At 46.9% G+C, this 19242-nt stretch carries 15 protein-coding genes and 1 pseudogene; 4 read left to right on the top strand and 12 right to left on the bottom strand.

What is annotated here, in order from left to right:
* Positions 1 to 92 precede the first annotated feature (92 nt).
* Entirely contained in the window at positions 93 to 656 is a 564-nt protein-coding gene (gene mog / locus JHL22_RS09505; protein WP_200236432.1) for a molybdopterin adenylyltransferase, read from the top strand.
* A gap of 56 nt (positions 657 to 712) precedes the next feature.
* Here mog and moaA read toward each other — a convergent pair whose 3' ends face one another.
* The 6 genes from moaA to JHL22_RS09475 form a co-directional block, all read right to left on the bottom strand.
* A complete protein-coding gene (gene moaA / locus JHL22_RS09500) occupies positions 713 to 1687 on the bottom strand; it encodes a GTP 3',8-cyclase MoaA (RefSeq protein ID WP_200236430.1) in 975 nt (324 codons plus the stop codon).
* Between the two features lie 182 nt (positions 1688 to 1869).
* Positions 1870 to 2142, bottom strand: a complete 273-nt coding sequence (locus JHL22_RS09495; protein WP_169294981.1) for an HU family DNA-binding protein — start codon at positions 2140 to 2142, stop codon at positions 1870 to 1872.
* A gap of 202 nt (positions 2143 to 2344) precedes the next feature.
* Complete coding sequence (locus JHL22_RS09490; protein ID WP_200236780.1) at positions 2345 to 3592, bottom strand: cystathionine gamma-synthase family protein; 1248 nt, start codon at positions 3590 to 3592, stop codon at positions 2345 to 2347.
* A 38-nt stretch (positions 3593 to 3630) separates the two neighbouring features.
* Entirely contained in the window at positions 3631 to 4371 is a 741-nt protein-coding gene (rlmB, locus tag JHL22_RS09485) for a 23S rRNA (guanosine(2251)-2'-O)-methyltransferase RlmB (protein WP_200236428.1), read from the bottom strand.
* A gap of 21 nt (positions 4372 to 4392) precedes the next feature.
* Positions 4393 to 6852 (bottom strand): ribonuclease R, encoded by a 2460-nt coding sequence (rnr, locus tag JHL22_RS09480; RefSeq protein ID WP_200236425.1) that lies wholly within the window; start codon positions 6850 to 6852, stop codon positions 4393 to 4395.
* A gap of 134 nt (positions 6853 to 6986) precedes the next feature.
* Positions 6987 to 7748: a TSUP family transporter gene (locus JHL22_RS09475; protein ID WP_200236422.1), complete on the bottom strand. Its 762-nt coding sequence runs from the start codon at positions 7746 to 7748 to the stop codon at positions 6987 to 6989.
* A gap of 147 nt (positions 7749 to 7895) precedes the next feature.
* Here JHL22_RS09475 and JHL22_RS09470 point away from each other — a divergent pair, with 147 nt between their 5' ends.
* Positions 7896 to 8276: a SirB2 family protein gene (locus JHL22_RS09470; RefSeq protein WP_200236418.1), complete on the top strand. Its 381-nt coding sequence runs from the start codon at positions 7896 to 7898 to the stop codon at positions 8274 to 8276.
* 51 nt (positions 8277 to 8327) lie between these two features.
* On the opposite strand, the gene JHL22_RS09465 is transcribed toward JHL22_RS09470, so the two are convergent.
* Positions 8328 to 10124 carry an ABC transporter ATP-binding protein/permease gene (locus JHL22_RS09465; RefSeq protein WP_200236416.1) on the bottom strand — a complete coding sequence of 599 codons (1797 nt, stop codon included), beginning with the start codon at positions 10122 to 10124 and terminating at the stop codon, positions 8328 to 8330.
* A 291-nt stretch (positions 10125 to 10415) separates the two neighbouring features.
* Between JHL22_RS09465 and JHL22_RS09460 the strand changes: the two genes are divergently transcribed.
* Positions 10416 to 11483, top strand: coding sequence for a sulfate/molybdate ABC transporter ATP-binding protein (locus tag JHL22_RS09460; RefSeq protein ID WP_200236412.1), 1068 nt, complete (start codon positions 10416 to 10418; stop codon positions 11481 to 11483).
* Between the two features lie 15 nt (positions 11484 to 11498).
* Positions 11499 to 11714, top strand: a pseudogene (locus JHL22_RS16200) (hypothetical protein); the annotation flags it as partial.
* A 23-nt stretch (positions 11715 to 11737) separates the two neighbouring features.
* On the opposite strand, the gene JHL22_RS09455 reads toward JHL22_RS16200, so the two are convergent.
* The 5 genes from JHL22_RS09455 to JHL22_RS09435 all read right to left on the bottom strand — a co-directional run bounded on the left by JHL22_RS09455 (position 11738) and on the right by JHL22_RS09435 (position 18968).
* Positions 11738 to 14836 carry an HsdR family type I site-specific deoxyribonuclease gene (locus tag JHL22_RS09455; protein WP_200236409.1) on the bottom strand — a complete coding sequence of 1033 codons (3099 nt, stop codon included), beginning with the start codon at positions 14834 to 14836 and terminating at the stop codon, positions 11738 to 11740.
* A complete protein-coding gene (locus JHL22_RS09450; protein WP_200236407.1) occupies positions 14833 to 15870 on the bottom strand; it encodes a virulence RhuM family protein in 1038 nt (345 codons plus the stop codon). Before JHL22_RS09450 ends, JHL22_RS09455 begins: the two co-directional genes overlap by 4 nt.
* A gap of 12 nt (positions 15871 to 15882) precedes the next feature.
* Positions 15883 to 17025: a restriction endonuclease subunit S gene (locus JHL22_RS09445; RefSeq protein WP_200236404.1), complete on the bottom strand. Its 1143-nt coding sequence runs from the start codon at positions 17023 to 17025 to the stop codon at positions 15883 to 15885.
* Entirely contained in the window at positions 17022 to 18578 is a 1557-nt protein-coding gene (locus JHL22_RS09440) for a type I restriction-modification system subunit M (protein WP_200236401.1), read from the bottom strand. The genes JHL22_RS09445 and JHL22_RS09440 overlap by 4 nt, the downstream gene beginning before the upstream one ends.
* Positions 18579 to 18767: 189 nt before the next feature.
* Positions 18768 to 18968 carry a hypothetical protein gene (locus JHL22_RS09435; RefSeq protein ID WP_200236398.1) on the bottom strand — a complete coding sequence of 67 codons (201 nt, stop codon included), beginning with the start codon at positions 18966 to 18968 and terminating at the stop codon, positions 18768 to 18770.
* Positions 18969 to 19242 lie beyond the last annotated feature (274 nt).

Here is a 19242-nt window from a genome sequence, read left to right as displayed (position 1 = left end):
TTAATACGGTCAAAACAGGGTAAATGAGATAAATTTAATCATATAGAATACAATTCATTTTAGTAAAATTTTATGTTCCCAAAGGAATCATTATGGAAACACTACGCATTGGCATTGTCTCTATCAGCGACAGGGCATTCAATAAAACCTATCAGGATCAGGGCTTGCCTGCATTAAAAACCTGGTTAAGTTCAGCGGTACTCAACCCGCTAGAGTTTGTTGAACATTTAATTCCCGATGAACAACCCCTGATTGAACAAACCCTGATTGAACTTTCTGACAATCAAAAATGCCCATTGATTTTAACAACAGGTGGGACTGGGCCTTATTTGCGTGATGTTACGCCCGAAGCCACCCTGGCGGTTGCTGATCGCGTCATACCCGGATTTGGCGAACAAATGCGGCAAATCAGCCTGCACTTTATTCCTACCGCCATTTTATCTCGCCAAGTGGGTGTCATCCGCGGTAATAGCCTGATTCTAAACTTGCCTGGTCGTCCCAATGCCATCGCAGAAACCTTGGGTGGCGTAAAAGATGAACAAGGCAAACAAGTCATTCATGGCATTTTTGCATCAGTACCCATTTGCGTGGATGCCGTTGGCGGCCCGCTGGTGGAAACCAACCCCGATGTATGCAAATCGGTACGTCCGAAATAAGCGTGTTTACCCTATATAAAAAGCGGCCAACAGGCCGCTTTTTATATTAAAAACGCTTAACCACCCGTCATCGACATAATACGAATGATTTTCTCTGGCTGGGTATTGAATTCATGCCGTTCGGGTTTCAGCTCTATCGCTTCGCGAATGGCCTGTTCAAGCTCGGCATCCGTACAGTTATCACGTAAATAAGGCAGCAGGTTAAGCTTGTCTTCTTGTCCTAAACACAAGTACAAATGCCCGTCAACCGCCAACCGGACCCGATTGCAGGTTTCACAGAAATGTTGGGATTTGGGCGTTATAAAGCCAAGCGTAAAATCACTGTTGGCCGTTTCCCAGTAACGGGCTGGCCCCCCGCCCCACACCTTGTTAGACGCTTGCAAGCGAAACTTGTCTTTGACCTGTTCAATAATATCCTGCAAATTAACCGGCACCTGTTTTTGCCCGGTTACCCCCATGGGCATGACTTCAATCAAGCGCAATACAAACTGATTCTGAATACAGTACTGAATCATATCTTCAATATCAGAAATGTTAATACCCGCCAGCGGGACCATATTAATTTTAATTCTTGTAAAGCCGGCCTGCCTGGCTGCCTCCAGTCCTGCCATTACTTTTGACAAACTGTCGCTACCGGAAATTTCCTCGACACATTCACGGCGCAAGGAGTCAAGACTGACATTCAAACGGTGCAAACCAGCATCACGCAAAGGTTGCGCATACTTTTGCAATTGCGTGCCATTGGTGGACATGGACAGGTCTTCAACCCCTTCCAACGCTGACAGGCGGCCAACCAACTCTGGAAGGTCTTTACGTAACAGTGGCTCTCCACCGGTTAACCTGAAACGGCGGGTACCCATGCGGGCAAAAGCGGCAACCACGCGCTCTATCTCATCAAAAGACAGCCAATTCACTGGACGTTCAAATTCTTTGAATCCTTTGGGAATACAGTAAGAACAACGCAAATCGCATTTATCAATCAACGAGATACGTAAATATTCTATTTTTCGATTAAATCTGTCAATCAGCATACTGGCTTATATCCATTACATTAATTAATTAAATGCAGTCTACCATAGAAAAACCCCAAAAATCAGAAAGAAGATCTGGTTCTTGGGGCTCTTTTGCCTGGCGAGGTTTATTTATATTTTAGAAAAAATCACTTATAAATAATAAAAAAATGATTATTTTCTTAATAAACCCAGTCGGTAGTTTAGTTTACAGCGTCTTTAAGTGCTTTACCTGGACGGAATTTAGGTACTTTGGCTTTTTTGATTTTAATGGCTTCGCCTGTACGTGGGTTGCGACCAGTACGGGCAGCACGCGTAGAAACGGCAAATGTACCAAAACCAACCAAGGTTACCGTCTCGCCTTTTTTCAGTGTTGCTTTCACTGCAGCGATCATTGCATCCAGAGAACGGCCAGCGGCTGCTTTGGAAATATCGGCTTTAGATGCAATGTATTCAACCAACTCTGTCTTATTCATTCAGGAAAACCCCTTTTATAAATTAACTCTAATGTAAATCATCACGCGTATCTTCCCTTTAATCTTATTGGCTGTCAAGAAAAAAACACCGCGAACCCCGCATATTTACTAGTCTTGCGGCTATTATCAATAGAAAGTAATTAATCTGTATTATTTTTTATACACCAGTACAAGGCAGGTTCAAACCCTGCCCTGCCTGTTCTTAAGCAACATTCATGCACTGTTCAAGCGCCTGACTAAAGTCATTGATCAGGTCTTCTTCATCTTCAATGCCCACAGATACGCGTAGCAAATTATCGCCAATACCCATTTCCGCCCTTCGGGCAGCCCCCATCTCATAATAAATGGTATGGGCTACTGGCAAGGCCAGGGTCCTGGCATCACCCAAATGCGTGGCCAGCACCACTACCTTCAGTTTATTCAAAAATTCAAAGCAATCTATGCCATCAACCAATTCTACGCCCAGCAAAGCCCCAAAACGGTTGCCAAACAGGCTGGCGGCACGTTCATGCTGTGGATGCTGGCTTAAACCGGGATAACGCACACTGGCAATCCCGGGATGGGTTTCAAGAAAGCGGGCCAGTGCCAGCGCGTTTGAACAAGACTGCTTTAGTCTTAAAGCAAGCGTTTCGGCACCAACGGCAATACGATGAGCGGCATCGGAAGAAAGCGTTGCCCCCATGTCACGCAAGCCTTTTTTCTTGATTTGGGTTAGCCCCCAGGAATGGGCGGGACCTGTTTTGTAATTATCATAGATATTGGAAAAGGCAGACCAATCATATAAGCCGGTATTGGTAACCGCCCCACCCAGCGCATTGCCATGACCGCAAATATGCTTGGACAATGAGTTCATGACCAGGGAAGCCTTAACACTTTTGCCTTGAAGCAACCACGGTGAGGTTAAGGTGTTATCAATCACATACACCAGATTATGCGCCTCACAAATATCACCAATAGCCGCTAAATCGGCAATTTGCGTACCCGGGTTGGCAATGGTTTCGGTAAATACCATTTTGGTTTCAGGACGAATAGCGTCTTTGACCTGTTGCGCATCGGTAGGATCAACAAAGGTGATCGTTACCCCAAGACGGTCAAGCGTACCCAGCAAGCTGTTGGTATTACCAAAAACAAACTGGCTGGAAACCAGATGATCGCCCTGTTTTAACAATGTCATGAAAATGGAAGACAAGGCGGCCATCCCTGTGGCAAATGTAACCGTGCCCGCCCCTGCTTCCATCAGGGTGATTTTATCTTCAAGCGCTGCGGTTGTCGGCGTTCCCTGACGGGCATAGGTGTAGCCCGATTTACCTTGAAACACGGCAGCCAGCTCCCGGGAGTCGGCAAAGGCGTACTCGGTTGATGTATGCAATGGCTTGTGAATGGCACCATGCTCTACCGCTTTACGACGGTCGGCATGAAGAATGGAAGTGGTAAACCCGCTATGTTCTATTTTTGACATGAGATAACTGTTAAAGGATGAATTTTTACTTATTTTACCTGGCGCTGACGAACCGTTTCGAACAAACAAACCGCGCTAGCCACACTTACGTTAAGACTTTCAACCGAACCCAGCATGGGAATCCGCACCAGCTCATCACAGGTTTCACGCGTTAAGCGTCGCATCCCTTCACCTTCGGCTCCCATGACCCAGGCAATCGAACGAGTGGCATCAACATCATGAAAAGTGCCACTGGCTTCGTCATCAGTGCCAATTAACCAGACATCGCGCTCTTTAAGCTGACGCATGACACGAGCCAGGTTAGTAACCATAATGTAAGGCACCGTATCGGCAGCGCCACATGCCACACGCTGCACCGTGGCATTAAGACCTACCGCCTTGTCTTTGGGTGCAATAACCGCATGAACACCTGCGGCATCAGCCGTACGCAAGCAAGCGCCCAGGTTATGGGGATCGGTTACGCTATCAAGGATCAATAAATGGGCCGGTCCTTCGATCACATCCAGTACGTCATCGATATTGACGGCCAGTTGTTTGTGATCTGCCAGGGCGACCACCCCTTGATGCTTCACGCCTTTTGCCAGGCCATCAAGCCGCTGCACAGGAACCGGATGAATACGAATCTTGTTTTTTTCAGCCTGTTCCACCAGGCTTTGCATCCGCCTGTCCTTGCGTGATGCTTCGATATAAATTTCCCGGATTGAATCGGGTGCATGACGCATGCGGGCTATTACCGCATGAAATCCTGCCAGAATTTGACTGCTTGACATATAAATTAATTACCTTTTTATTTACCTTCGCTTGCCTGTTGGCTTTTTGTTCTTTTGCCCGGCCTCGGCCTGGGCTGACTTTTTCAGCTCGGCCCGCCGTTGTTGTGCGGTTTTACCCTTCAGTGCTTCGGGCTTGGGTTTGGCCGGACGTTTTAACTGTCGTGGCTCGGACTCACTGCGTTGGGCGTCTTTACGCAATGACTCAAAGGTCGTACCTTTTACCAGCGAAAACTCAATTCGACGGGCTTCCAGGTCTACCCGTGTTACCTGCACCTGAACCTGATCGGTAAGGCGATAACGCATGCCTGTCCGTTCTCCGCGCAACTCGTGCAAACCTTCATTGTATTGGAAATAATCGGTGCCCAATTCAGAAACGTGCACCATACCTTCAACAAACAGGGTTTCGAGTGTCACAAACAAGCCAAAAGGCGCGACACCACTTACCCGGCCACTAAAAATCTCACCCACATGTTCACGCACATACCAGCATTTAAGCCAGGCCTCCACATCGCGCGAGGCATCGTCAGCACGCCGCTCGTAGGCGGAAAGCACCATACCCAGACTATCCCAGACAGCATGCTCATGCTCTTTATGGGTTTCACCCTGCTCTTTAGGCACACCAGCCACTTCAGGCGTATAGTGCCTGCGGGCAAGAATAGACTTGATCACCCTATGCGTAAGAAGATCGGGGTAACGGCGAATGGGTGAGGTGAAATGCGTATACTGTTCGTACGCCAAGCCAAAATGCCCGACGTTATCCGGACTGTAAACAGCCTGTTGCATGGATCTTAAGCACATGCTCTGGAGAATCTGGAAATCGGGACGTGCGCGGCCGGCATCCAGCAAGGCAGCATAATCTTTGCCGGAAGGATCATCACCGCCACCTAGCGACAAGCCCAAGGTACGCAAAAACTCACGCAAGGCTTCGAGTTTTTCAGGGGTTGGCCCTTCATGAATGCGAAACAACCCCTGCCGCTTGTTTCTTAATATGAAGTCGGCCGCACATGTGTTAGCGGCCAACATGCACTCTTCAATTAATTTATGCGCATTATTCCTGATAAATGGAACAATTTGCTCTATCTTGCCCATGTCATTACACATAATACGGGTTTCAATGGTGTCGAAATCCATTGCACCGCGCAGTCCCCGTTCTTTTTCAAACGCTTCAAAAAGGGCATACAAATCTTTGACGGGTGCCAGCAAATCACCCAATTCGGTAGCGGCCGGGCCGGTTGGCTGCTGCAACGCATTCCAGATTTGCGTATAAGTGGTACGCGCATGCGAGTTAATGACCGCATTGTAAAACTGATAGGCCGTAACCGTTCCTGCCTTGACCCCCGTCATGGGAATCACCATATCGCACACCAGAACCAGACGATCTACCTCAGGATTCAGGGAGCACAGACCATTGGACAGTTTTTCAGGCAGCATGGGAATAACCCGGCGCGGGAAGTACACACTGGTACCGCGCTCTATGGCATCCCGGTCTATGGCATCGCCAGGTTTAACATAATGAGAAACATCGGCAATGGCCACCAACAGGCGCCATGCCATTTTACGGCGTTTTTCAGTGCCAATATTAACAACCTCGGCATACACGGCATCATCAAAGTCACGGGCATCCTCACCGTCAATTGTGATAAATGCCACATCGCGCAAATCTATACGGCCTTTAAGATCCGCAGCCTGCACTTCATCAGGCAGGCTTTCCGACTGTATAAGGGTCGCATCGGAGAACTCAACCGGAACATCAAATTTGCGCACTGCAATTTCAATTTCCATGCCCGGGTCATCTATTTCGCCCAGTACTTCTATAATTTTACCCAAGGGCTGGGTATGGCGGGTTGGCTGCTGAATAATTTCAACCGTCACCACTTGCCCGTGCCGGGCCTCACCCAGGTCTGCACTTTGTACGATAATATCGTGTTTTATTCGCTGATCTTCGGGCACCACGACATATAGCCCCTGCTCATGCAGTAAACGTCCAACCAGTCGTGTCGTGCCGCGCTCAAGCACTTCTACAATGGTGCCTTCAGGCTTACCTCTGTATTCGCCAGTGGGTTTTACCTGAACCCGGTCGCCATGCAACACCTTAAGCATTTCCCGTGGTGACAGGAACAAATCCTGTGAACCGTCTTCGGGAATAAGAAAGCCGAATCCATCCCGGTGCCCCTGGACTTTGCCAATCACAAAATTTTTCTGCCGGGACAATTGCCAACCGCCCGGTGTTTGTTCAAGCTGGCCATCTCTTTGCATGGCCCCCATCCGTCTTTCAAGGCCCACGACACTGGCGTCTCTGGATAGACCGAATGCACTGATTAAGGCATTCACCGTCAGTGGTGGTGTTGAATCCCGGAACGCCTGAAGAATATTTTCACGGCTTGGAACATCGGGATCAAAGTCAGGCGTGCTTTCCGTAAGGGAATTATTAGCCTGAACAGGCCTGTTTGCCGGATTTTTAGTGGTGGTTCGATTAGCCAATACAGTACTTCCTGGTTATTTCAATTTATGATGCAACTAATGCTTATAAAACCATACTATCCTATTACGGCTTTATGATACTTATATGACTGGCCTGTGCGTTTAAAAAATCGCCCGGTAAGCACTGCCATTTCCTAGAATTTTTCAAGCAGGTAACGGGTAACCATCACAAAACAGACCAACACAATAAGCGGGCGAATAAATTTGCTGCCATGGCTGATTACCATTAAAGAACCCGCATAAGCACCCATTATTTGCCCAACAATCATAATACCACCGATCAGCCACAAGACTTTGCCACCCAGTACAAAAAGCGCTACCGAAGCGACATTACTGGCAAAGTTGAATACCTTGGCATTGGCCGTTGCCTTGATAATTTGCTGGCCCCGTAACGCGACATTGGCAAGGGAAAAGAAAGAGCCGGTTCCCGGACCAAAAATACCATCATAAAATGCAATTACCGGTACAACGGTACAATTGAATGTCTTGCCACTCATGCGCGGAACCCGTTCTACCTTACCGGCAGACGGCGTAAACAAAAAATACAGTCCAATCATGACCAGCACAACGGGAATCACGATATCCAGCACCGAGACATCAATGAGCTGGATAAGAACAGTACCCAATGCCGCCCCCACGAAAGCCATGAGTGCCGGTTTCCAGACTTCCTCAAAACGCACGATTCTTTTTCTGAGCATGGTTAAGGAGGAAGTCAGGGTACCAAAACTGCCTTGCAACTTGTTAGTGGCCAGCGCATTGATGGGGGGAACCTGAACCAGTAATAACACCGGAATGGTAATCAGGCCGCCACCGCCGGCAATGGTGTCAACAAATCCCGCCAGCATGGCAACAAAGAAAAGTAGAAGCAATACATCAGGGCTAACAACGAAATCCATGCCGCATCCGGATAAAAAAGACCTGGATATCAGAAAAATGCCGATCAGAACGCATTAAGCCGATAAACCGTAGGGTAAAAAATCAAAAACAATATCCATCAGTTAAAATACCCAATTTCCAGTATTTGACTTTTTAAAATCGAGATTATGGCTGATTATTATCTACCCATCAAGCACCTGCACATGACCTGTGCCTACCTGAGCATCACTTTCTTCCTGATTCGCGCATTTTGGTCAATTACGGGCTCCCGCCTGCTGCAAATAGGTTTTGTAAAAATAGCCCCGCATGTAATTGATTCCATCCTGCTGATCTGCGGTTTTATCCTGGCAGCCATGATTGGCCCCAACCAACCCTTTATTCTGGCCAAAATAGTGGCCCTGATTGCCTATATCGGGGTTGGCACTGTTGCGATCAAGCGCGGAAAAACACCGGCCCAAAAAATAATGGCAACCATCATTGCCACCCTGATTTTTGTATATATTATTGGCGCAGCCATTAACAAAAGCGCCCTTTCCTGGTTTGTCTAAACGCAAGATCTAGCACCATAACAACAAAACCGCCTTTGCCGCACCTGGACATCATCCAGTTTGCGGCAAAGGTTTGAAATCCCATATGCCTTCGCCACGCAAATACAGCAAATGCGTATGATGCGAATACAGGGTGCTGCGATGCCCCACGCTAATCAGGCGCAATTCAGGCAGTCGCTGGGCAATCAGCCGGTACATGGCATCCTCAAGACCTTCATCCATGGCAGAGGTGGCTTCGTCTATAAACGCGGCAACCGGCTTTGCCAGCAGCAAACGGCCAAACGCAATCCTTTGTTGCTCACCCAAAGAAAGGATATTGGTCCAGCTCACCACCTCGTCCATACGACCAATCAGGTGACCCAGATTCACATCCTGCAATACTTTGCTAGCATGTTCATGCCCATCTTCAGGTACTTCGTTAGGATAGTACAAAACATCCAGCAGGGAACCTTCAGGCAAATACGGTTTTTGCGACAGGAATAACACATTATTATCAGGCCGTACCACCTGCCCCTGCGAATAAGGCCACAAACCGGCTATTGTTCGCAATATGGTGGTTTTACCCGCCCCCGAAGGGCCTTGCAGTAGCAGGGAATGCCCGGACTCTACCGCAAAAGACAAGTCTTTTACCAGACACTTACCCGCTGGGGTTGTAATACTGACACCACGCAATGCAACCGTTTCCTGCTCTGCCTTAACATCGGGAACCGGTAATTTATCAGCCGCACGGATATTTTGTACAAAACCGCTTAGCCGGTCTAACACCGCGCGATAACCGGCAAAAGTATCATAAGCATCACGAAAAAATGACAGATTATCATGCAAGGTACCAAATGCCTGAGCCGTTTGTATCATGGCACCCAGCGTGATTTGCTGGGAAAAAAACCTTTTTGCCTGAATAATGAAAGGAAAAATAACCGCAGTTTGTGAAACCAGCAAGTTGAAGCCCTGCAATTTGACTGAACGGAAAACAATTGCCCACACGTTACCAATAACCCGGGCAAAGCGATTACGCAGTTTTTGCCCTTCGATTTCTTCACCGCCATAAAAGGCAATACTTTCGGCATATTCTCGTACCCGAACCAGCGAGTAACGGTAATCCGCGTTGAAACGTTCATCAAGGAAGCTAAGACGAATCAGCGGACGCCCGATCCTGAACGCAAAGACCGTGGCAATCAGAATATAAATAAACAGGGCGAAGACCATCCCTTTTGACAGGGTGAATCCAAAAACGGTTAAATCGCCCGACAAACCCCACAAAATTATCGTAAAGGCAACGGCAGAAACCAGGGAACTGACTAGGCCCAGAATCAGGGATAAGGACGTTGTCACAAAACTGGACACATCCTGCTGGATACGCTGGTCCGGGTTATCGGCCGGTGTTTCAAGATAATGGGAGCGGTAATAACTGCTTTTTTCCAGCCATTGCGAGAGCAGGGATTCATTCAGGGACTCACGCCATTTAATGGTAAAGCTCTGTTGCAAATAATATGATATTAGTGCCCGGGAAATATGAATCGCGGCCAGAATGGCAAACACGCCCATCTGTATCCAGAATCCATCTTCATTAAGCTCTTGCAACGCTGTATACATCGTGTTGTACCAGTTTGAAAACAACACGCTAATACGCACCCCAAACAAGCTTAAAAACAGGATTACCCCAAATGTCAGCAAGGGACGCAGGCTGTTTTTGGGATTGAAGTAATCACCGGCCAATAGCCAGAATTGCCCTGCCCATTTAGTGGTTTTAACCAGAATAAAACCAACCAGTCCCAACATGACTGATGATATAAGCAAAGCCTGCAAGATCCAAAGCGCGCTGTCTTGTAATTCTTGGCCCCAATTCATTGACACTCCTTATGATTTTTTCTCATGGGCAAATAGAGTTCGCCATCGGCAATAAAGTTCACTACTTTACCTGATGTCCGTCTTAAATAGTAAAAAATCACAGACATTCCGCCATGGGTGATGCGGTTTATGCCATGACTTGAAAATCACTTATAACCGTAGGTTATATAAATATCAATTTTTCTTCGTTCCGGTTTTGCATCTGCAATTCTACACTGTCCGATGGCGTGCCAACCAAATTCGCATTCGCCATGCCCTTCTTGGCAAGTCGCTACATAAACAGGAATTATCGTGAGTATTGAAGTTCAGAACATTTCAAAGAAATTCGCCGGGTTTACGGCCCTTGATAATATCAATCTGGACATCCACAGTGGCGAGTTGCTTGCCCTGCTGGGCCCTTCAGGCTGCGGTAAAACCACCCTGTTGCGTATTATTGCCGGCCTTGAAAAAGCAGATTCAGGCAAAATTATTTTTAACGGGCAAGACAGCACCGATACCCATGTGTCCAAACGCCAGATCGGCTTCGTATTCCAGCACTATGCCCTGTTCCGGCACATGACCGTGTTCGACAACATCGCCTTTGGCCTGAATGTTAAACCACGCAAAGATCGCCCTTCCCAGGAAGCCATCCGGGAAAAAGTCATGGCTTTACTGAAAATGGTACAACTGGACTGGCTGGCCAATGCCTACCCGTCACAATTGTCTGGCGGCCAGCGCCAGCGTATTGCCCTGGCCCGCTCTTTGGCAGTTGAGCCGCAAGTATTATTGCTGGACGAACCCTTTGGTGCCCTGGATGCCAAGGTGCGCAAAGACCTGCGCCGCTGGCTGCGCCAGCTGCATGACGATATCAACCTGACCAGTATTTTTGTAACCCACGACCAGGAAGAAGCCCTTGAGGTATCAGACCGTGTGGTGGTGATGAACCACGGCAAGATTGAACAGGTGGGTAGCCCCGATGAAATTTACGACACGCCTGCCAGCCCGTTTGTGACCCAGTTTCTGGGCGACGTTAACCTGTTTCATGGCCGAATCCAGGACAAGCACTTCACCAGCGGTGATTTCCGCCATGAAATCAGCCAGCACAGCGCGCATTTTACTGGCGCCGAAGCCATTGCCTACATCCGCCCGCACGACATTGAAATCAGCCTTGATGCCACCAATGCCCTGGGCCATGGCCAAATAGAGCATATCCATTCCATCGGCCCAATTGTCCGGGTTGAAATTGCCCGCGACGGCCAGGATGAGAATATTGAAGTGGTGCTAACCAAAGAACGCTACCGCAGCCTGGGCTTAATGCCGGGCGATAATGTGTATGTGAAGGCCAGGAAAGTGGCCGTTTTTGACCCGGCCAGTGTTTGAGTGATTCCGGTTCCCATGCAGGAGCATGGGAACCAGTACAATCTCACCAATCCACAAGAAATTTCATCGGGTAACCATTGCACGATAAAAACGACAAAGACCAATTTGACATTCAGCAAGGACTTACGGCAGACCTTCCCTGAGGTTGGTGGCTTTTCCGCTACAAATCTGCGCTACTGCCGCGCATTCTTTCGCTTTTACTGCAATCCTGCAATTTGGCAACAGTCTGTTGCCAAATTGCCAGACACACCAAACTACACTTCACCCCCAACGCCCTTGAACTTCTCTACAAACGCAGCGATTTTTTGTAAAACGCTTTGTTTTTTCGTTAAATATTGCGGGTTCAGCGGGCTCATTCTGGGTAAAATCTCATTCAGTCCGGTTCCGTTCTCGCTGGCATATTCCCGCTTTAACGAGGCCATAATATAGCGTTTTGCCGCTTCTTCATTCAGGTTCTCGCTGTCAATCAATGCCTCTGCCTCTTGCAATTGTTCTGCTCGTGCAAAAGTAACAAAAGCATCAGTCACGTTTTCTTTTTCCTTGATGGCATCCAGATCGGTTTGGTTAATAAAATCCACCATCAGGCTTTCCTTGGCCCGATTACCCAGGCTGGCACGGATAAGCCGGCGTACTTCATCAATTAACCCGGCTTTGTTCTTGTTTTTCCTGTTATGCTCAAAAATCAGCTCAAGAATATAATCCAGGTTAATTTCCTGCGACTTCAGCAAATCCACCTCAAACACCACATCATCCCAATCCAGTGTAGATTCATCTTGCTCATTAGCCGTTTTTTGTCGGCGCAACCAATCGCGAATATCATTATAGGTAGAACGGTAATCCTGTATTTTGCGCTCGGCAGGCATAGAAACGGCTTGCATGGCGACCAGATCACTATCACTTAAATAATGCTGTTCCTTAAAGGCCTCTACCGCCGCATCATCGCTCATGTCCACATTTTGCAAAGCTTTCAGGCTGGCAAATTCATCAAAGTTTTGCAGGATATTTTCCACCCGCAAATACTCGCCAAACAGTTTGGCAAAATCTTTCTTGTCTTTTTCCAGAAAAATCTCATTGGGCTTGGGAAAGCGCTGTTCCAGCTCGGTCACAATATCCACAAAGCCACGTCTGGCCTCACCAGTCACAATATCACTAAAGCCCTCCATATACGCTTTGAAGCTCTTTTCCAGTACCACGTTTTTGGTGTTTTTATCACCAAACAAGGTAATGGCATTAATGGTGGCCTGCTCCAGATCACGGAAAGTCACGATATTGCCAAAGGTTTTGGTCGCGTCATAAATGCGGTTGGTGCGTGAATAAGCCTGAATCAGGCCGTGGTAGCGCAGGTTTTTATCTACAAACAAAGTATTCAGGGCAGGCGCATCAAAACCGGTCAGGAACATACCCACCACAATCAATAAATCAACTTCCTGCGCTTTCACCCGTTTGGCCAAATCACGATAGTAATTCTGAAAACCGTTGCTATCCACGCTAAAACTGGTTTTAAAAACCGTGTTGTAATCGGCAATCGCCGCTTCCAAAAACGCTTTGGCACTGCTGTTCAGGGCAGACACTTCAAAGCTTTCATCAGGAATATCACCGACCGCATCCTGCTCTTCATTGGCCGCAAAAGAAAAGATCGTGGCTATTTTCAGGGGTTTGTCGCTGCCTTGCGGCAACTGGTTCAGCTGCTCGTAATACAGTTTAGCGGCATCGACACTGCTTACCGCAAACATGGCATTAAAGCCCCTGGCCCCCGCTTTCAGGCGATGGGTTTTCTGGCGGAAACTGTTCAAAATATACTGCGATACTTCCCGGATACGATCAGGGTGCAGCAAAGCCTGTTTATTTTCTGCCGCACTCAGTTTCTGTTCATCCTGCTCTGTCTCTATCGCCTTGAATTGCGGGCGCACATCGTTATAGTCCACCTTGAACTTGAGCACCTTTTCATCACGGATGGCATCGGTAATCACATAAGAATGCAATTCACGGCCAAATACGCTGGCGGTTGTATCCGCCCCCAGGGCATTTTGCGGAAAAATAGGCGTGCCGGTAAAACCGAATTGGTAAAATTGCCTGAATTTTTTCTTTAAATTCTTTTGTGCTTCCCCAAACTGGCTGCGGTGGCATTCGTCAAAAATAAACACCACCTGTTTATTGTAAACGGGTAAATCGCTTTCGCTTTTCATCAGGTTATTCAGCTTCTGGATGGTGGTAACAATGATTTTATTGTCGTTTTTTTCCAGGTTACGCTTTAGCCCGGCGGTGCTGTCAGACCCATTCACGCTATCAGGGGAAAAGCGCTGGTACTCTTTCATCGTTTGGTAATCAAGGTCTTTTCTGTCCACCACAAAGAAAACCTTGTCGATAAACTCCAGCTCTGTGGCCAGGCGGGCCGCCTTGAAGCTGGTTAAGGTTTTACCTGAACCCGTGGTATGCCAGATATACCCCCCGCTTTCCGGCTTGCTCCAGCTTTTGGCCGCATAGGCACTGTTGATTTTCCACAAAATACGCTCGGTGGCGGCGATCTGGTAAGGCCGCATCACCAGCAAAGTATCGCTCACATCAAATACCGAATAATACAGCAATATATTCAGCAGGGTATTTTTTTGAAAAAAGGTTGCGGTAAAGTCTTTCAGGTCGCGAATCAGGCTGTTATCGGCCTGGGCCCAGTGCATGGTGAAATCAAAACTGTGCTTGTCACGCCTGGTGGTATTGGCAAAATAACGGGTATCGGTGCCGTTGGAAATCACAAACAGCTGCAAATATTTATACAGAGAATGTTCGCTGTTAAAGCTTTCTTTGCTGTAACGGTGAATCTGGTTAAAAGCCTCACGAATGGCCACGCCCCGCTTTTTAAGCTCTATCTGCACCAGTGGCAGGCCGTTCACCAGAATGGTAACGTCATAACGGTTAAGATGGCTGCCGGTTTGCTCAAACTGCTTGATTACCTGCACCTTGTTACGGGCAATGTTCTTTTTATCCAGCAGGTAAATATTTTGAATACGGCCATCGTCAAAGACAAAATCGTGAATGTAATTGTCGTGGATTTTACGGGTTTTATCAACAACGCCATCGCTGGGCTTGTCTAAATAAGTTTCCACAAAACGCCGCCATTCACCATTACTGAACTCTACCTTATTTAGGGCCTGCAACTGCACACGTATATTGGCCAGCATGGTGTCCATGCTTTTCAGGCCAGGCACATATTCATAGCCCTGGTTTTGCAAGTCTTGAATCAATTCCTGTTCCAGCTCGAATTCATTTTGATAGCTTTCAGCCACCTGCCATTCTTTGCTGTATTTCTCAAGGACGATAAAGTGGTTGGTTTCAGTGATGGGGGTGTAAGCGTTCATTCTTTTATGTCCTTTTTCTGTAGCAGTTGCTTCACTGTACGGTCGAAATCTGACTCAATGTGTTGCAATTTGTTGAATTTTTCATATTCAGCAAACGCTTTTTGCTCAGCCTGTTTACGACTGATTTTTCCGTACCCTTCCAGAATTCGGTATTCGTTAAAGGTAAGGAATTTGTTGACGCTTTCCGAAAAACTTTCCATTGAAAGCGTAGTACGCCGTTCAATAACGCCTTCAATATAATCAAAAAAAGCAGATACCGTGCGCTCCAGTTTTTTAATATCTGTTTCGCTTAAATAGTTTTTTGCTGAAATGGTATCTGACTTTAGGACACGGCCAGCAGGGGCGTTTTTATACGTACTCATGCCCATTAACGGTTTACTGGCGTCCGCCCTGAGTGAAATGATTTCAGCGGCAGTATGACCAGTAATGGCAAAATGAAACCTATCCTGCACATGGGCGTAAAACAAACGAGTGGTTTGAGAGTTTGGGTCGTAGTCAATGCTACACTCGGCAAAAATATCGGTAATTTGCTGATAAATGCGTCGTTCACTGGCGCGGATGGAGCGTACCCGCTCAAGCAGTTCACGAAAATAATCCTTGCCGAAATAACGGCCATTTTTCAGACGCTCATCATCCATGGCAACGCCTTTGATGATGTACTCTTTGATGAGTTGAGTCGCCCAGATTCTGAATTGAGTTGCCTGAGCCGAGTTAACCCGATAGCCGACTGAAATCACCGCGTCAAGGTTGTAGTACTTGACCTTGCTGGTTTGAGTTTTACCAGAAATTGCACCATGCTCAGTGGTATGTTCCAAAATGGAACATACCACTTCCTCTTTTAACTCATTGCTTTCAAAGATGTTTTTTAGATGCTTGGTAATTGCCGGACGTTGCACACCAAATAATTCAGCCATCCGCTCCTGCGTCATCCAGATGGTTTCATTGCTAAGCAGCACTTCCACTTTTATCTCGCCATTGGGTGCTGTGTAGAGTAAAAACTCTGTGGTTTGGTCTTGCCGGCTCAGGTTATACATTGGTCTTGTTCCTTATGCCAAAGCAGTTGTACGCGCTTCTACTTTGGGAAAGCTCAATAGCTGGTCGCGGTAATATTCATATTGTTTTTGACGCAGTTCGATTTCACGGGGCAAGCCTTCAGTGATGGAATTGGTAAGGGCGTCGAATTTGTCGAGGATAGAGGCTACGCGGATTTGTTCTTCCAAGGATGGAATAGGAATTTTTAAACTCTGAATATTTCCAACAGCTAATCCTGGTTGGGCCGATTTTGATGCATATTGGTTGAGATTCACAACAGTTAGCAAATGAAATGCCCAGTCAATATTTATTCCTTTTTTTGCTGTTACCACGACAGCATGTTCAGTGGCGTAAAATTGACCTTTCATTCTTTGAACATTACCACATAGGGCTCCTTGTCTTCCAATGAGTAAATGCTCCCCATTATGGCTCGCTTCATTAACAAATCCCCGAATACCATTTCCTCCAAAGCACGGGTAAGAATGTTCTTTAGTAGAGGCATTTGCGATTTTTTGGGCTGAGATATGTTTTCCAGCACGCATGTCAAACATCTCCCCCAACGTTTTCCACTCCACTTCGCCCTCATCAAAACTCAACAACTTATCCCGATAGTAGTTGTATTGTTTTTTGCGGGCGGTCAGCTCTGCGGTCAGCTCGGCGGTCAGCTCGGCGGTCAGCTCGGTGAAAGCATCCAGAATGCGGACGATTTCGGCTTGGATTTCAAGTGATTTTTTGGGGTTTTCCGGGCAGGGAATGGGGATTGCTATTTTATTTAATATTGCCTGTGTCAGACTTGGTCTTCCTGAGCCTGTATCAAGCGCCATTAAGTCTATTTTTTTAATAAAGTGATAAAGAAATTTGGGAATAATCTTTGAAACATCAATTTCTGTATAGTAAATTGTATCAACATTCCAAAATGGCTCATCGACATAAAAAACATTTGTAATTGAACCTTTTCTTGGAATTAAAACAGTAGGTTTATCATATGAATATGTATCAACATATCCCATTACCCCTCCTGAACCATATACAGGAATATCGCCTGAATTCAAATGTTTCCAGTCTTTGCCATGCTTGATTTTTGCCAGCCGCTCTAAAGCCACCCACTCCACCTGCACGCCATCCAGCAGTTTCTCCATAAAACTCATGCTACTCATCCCTCAATTTCCTCGCCTTCAATTTCCGCCACAATCGCATCAATGTCCTTGCGCAGACAGTCTATATTGGCAACGGTGGTTGCCAGCTCTGCGTTAAGCTGGACGATATCCACCACTTCCCGGGTGTCTTCGGCTTCCACGTAGCTACTCACCGACAGGTTGTAGTCATTGGCGGCAACGCTTTCAAAGGGTACAAATTTGGCAAAGTGCTCGATATTTTCCTTGCTATCAAATACCTGCATGATTTTTTCAATATGTTCATCCAGCAGAATATTGTTATTGGTTTCTTTTTTGGATAATTCGCTGGCATCAATAAACTGGATGTCGGTATTGGCTTTATGCTTGGACAGCACCAGGATATTCACGGCAATGGTAGTCCCAAAAAACAAATTGGGAGCCAGAGAAATAACGGTTTCCACGTAGTTGTTATCAACCAGGTATTTACGGATTTTCTGTTCGGCCCCACCCCGGTAAAAAATGCCCGGAAAGCAAACAATGGCCGCCCTGCCCTTGCCAGACAGGTAGCTAAGCGCATGCAGTACAAAGGCAAAATCCGCCTTGGATTTGGGGGCCAGCACCCCTGCCGGGGCAAAGCGCTCATCATTAATCAGCGTTGGGTCGTCGGCACCCACCCACTTTACCGAATACGGCGGATTGGACACAATGGCATCAAACGGTTTGTCTTGCTCAAAACCAGGGTTAAGCAGCGTATCGCCCAGCGCAATGTTGAACTTGTCATAGTTGATGTTGTGCAGGAACATGTTCATGCGGGCCAGGTTATAGGTGGTGTGGTTAATTTCCTGCCCGTAAAAACCTTCTTCAATGATATGGGCGTCAAAGTGTTTTTTGGCCTGCAACAGTAGCGAGCCGGAGCCACATGCCGGGTCATAAATTTTGTTGACCTTGGTTTGCTGGTGCATGGCCAGTTGTGCAATTAATTTGGACACATGCTGCGGGGTAAAAAATTCACCACCGGATTTACCGGCATTGGCGGCATAGTTGGAAATTAAAAACTCGTAAGCATCACCAAACAGGTCAATGTGATTGTTTTCAAAGTTGCCAAAATTCAATTCCACCACGCCCTTTAGCACGGCGGCCAGGCGTTTGTTTTTATCGCTTACCGTATTACCCAGGCGGTTGCTGGTAGTGTCGAAGTCGGCAAACAGGCCCTTGATGTCTGTTTCCGAATCATAGCCATTGGCCGAGTTTTCTATCGCATTGAAAATATTGGCTAAATCGGTATTCAGGCTTTCATTGGTGTTGGCCTGTTTAACGATGTTTTCAAACAGCTGGCTGGGGTATATGAAGTAGCCTTTGGTTTTAATGGCATCGTCTTTCAGTTCAGAGGTAATAATGCTGTCGGCCAGTTCTGCATAATTGATGCTGTCGTCGCCTGCCGCAATATAGCTGGCGAAATTTTCGCTTATGAAGCGGTAAAACAGCGCACCCAGTACATATTGCTTGAAATCCCAGCCATCGACCGAACCCCGCACATCGTTTGCTATTTGCCAGATGCGGCGTTGAAGTTCTGCACGTTGTTGGGCACTTGTCATGGTGTTTTTCCTGCTTTGTATTGTTTTGTTACTTGGGGGGTTTGGGGTGTGGGTATTATAAGGCTTATTTTGACGGATAGCGGTAGTGATAGAGGGGTATTCTATCGCTACAGTTTTTTGGTCAGAGGGCTTTTGAGATGAAACGTCACCCTAATGGGGGATGAAAGCAGAATTACGTCAGGCACCCCGTTAAAGTTGGCTGACTGTTTCCTGCTGTTTCATACGCTCCTGTTCCTGTTGGTATTTTGCGTACATTGTTTTTGCCTTGGCCGTTTCGTAATTCAAGGTCGCATCAAAGCTGACATGCACATATTGAATTTCAATATTCGCATTGCTCGCTTTCCATAACGCCCTTCCATTACCCAGTCTTGTTAAAAAGATTTTTCCCATTCTCAAAAGCGTCAAGAGAAGGATATGAGGACTGAAGGATGGTTCCCTTACTCCATGTGCTCATTGCGGGTGCCTGCAAGTTCCAGGTATTTTTCTTGGATTTATAAATATCCGTACATGTTGTGGTACCCAAATCAATACCTAGGTCAGAAAGCATTCCCTGATTTATATGCAGGCCTGCATTCCAACGCAGAACATGGCAAGAACCAGTAAAAAAGCGGAATCATTATTCAGGTGCAGCGACTTCGGCCCGCAGGGGCGTCGGAGAAAAGCT

This window comes from Advenella mandrilli (genome assembly GCF_016595155.1).
GTDB classification, from domain to species: domain Bacteria; phylum Pseudomonadota; class Gammaproteobacteria; order Burkholderiales; family Burkholderiaceae_B; genus Advenella; species Advenella mandrilli.
The sequence above is the reverse complement of the archived record's forward strand: the minus strand, read 5'-3'. Positions and strand labels throughout refer to the sequence as shown.

Bases quoted from the DNA above. Each gene is read 5' to 3' on its own strand.
- mog (WP_200236432.1), top strand. From the start codon at position 93: ATGGAAACACTACGCATTGGCATTGTCTCTATCAGCGACAGGGCATTC.
- moaA (WP_200236430.1), bottom strand. From the start codon at position 1,687: ATGCTGATTGACAGATTTAATCGAAAAATAGAATATTTACGTATCTCG.
- JHL22_RS09495 (WP_169294981.1), bottom strand. From the start codon at position 2,142: ATGAATAAGACAGAGTTGGTTGAATACATTGCATCTAAAGCCGATATT.
- rlmB (WP_200236428.1), bottom strand. From the start codon at position 4,371: ATGTCAAGCAGTCAAATTCTGGCAGGATTTCATGCGGTAATAGCCCGC.
- JHL22_RS09475 (WP_200236422.1), bottom strand. From the start codon at position 7,748: ATGGATTTCGTTGTTAGCCCTGATGTATTGCTTCTACTTTTCTTTGTT.
- JHL22_RS09470 (WP_200236418.1), top strand. From the start codon at position 7,896: ATGGCTGATTATTATCTACCCATCAAGCACCTGCACATGACCTGTGCC.
- JHL22_RS09465 (WP_200236416.1), bottom strand. From the start codon at position 10,124: ATGAATTGGGGCCAAGAATTACAAGACAGCGCGCTTTGGATCTTGCAG.
- JHL22_RS09455 (WP_200236409.1), bottom strand. From the start codon at position 14,836: ATGAACGCTTACACCCCCATCACTGAAACCAACCACTTTATCGTCCTT.
- JHL22_RS09450 (WP_200236407.1), bottom strand. From the start codon at position 15,870: ATGTATAACCTGAGCCGGCAAGACCAAACCACAGAGTTTTTACTCTAC.
- JHL22_RS09445 (WP_200236404.1), bottom strand. From the start codon at position 17,025: ATGAGTAGCATGAGTTTTATGGAGAAACTGCTGGATGGCGTGCAGGTG.
- JHL22_RS09440 (WP_200236401.1), bottom strand. From the start codon at position 18,578: ATGACAAGTGCCCAACAACGTGCAGAACTTCAACGCCGCATCTGGCAA.
- JHL22_RS09435 (WP_200236398.1), bottom strand. From the start codon at position 18,968: ATGGGAAAAATCTTTTTAACAAGACTGGGTAATGGAAGGGCGTTATGG.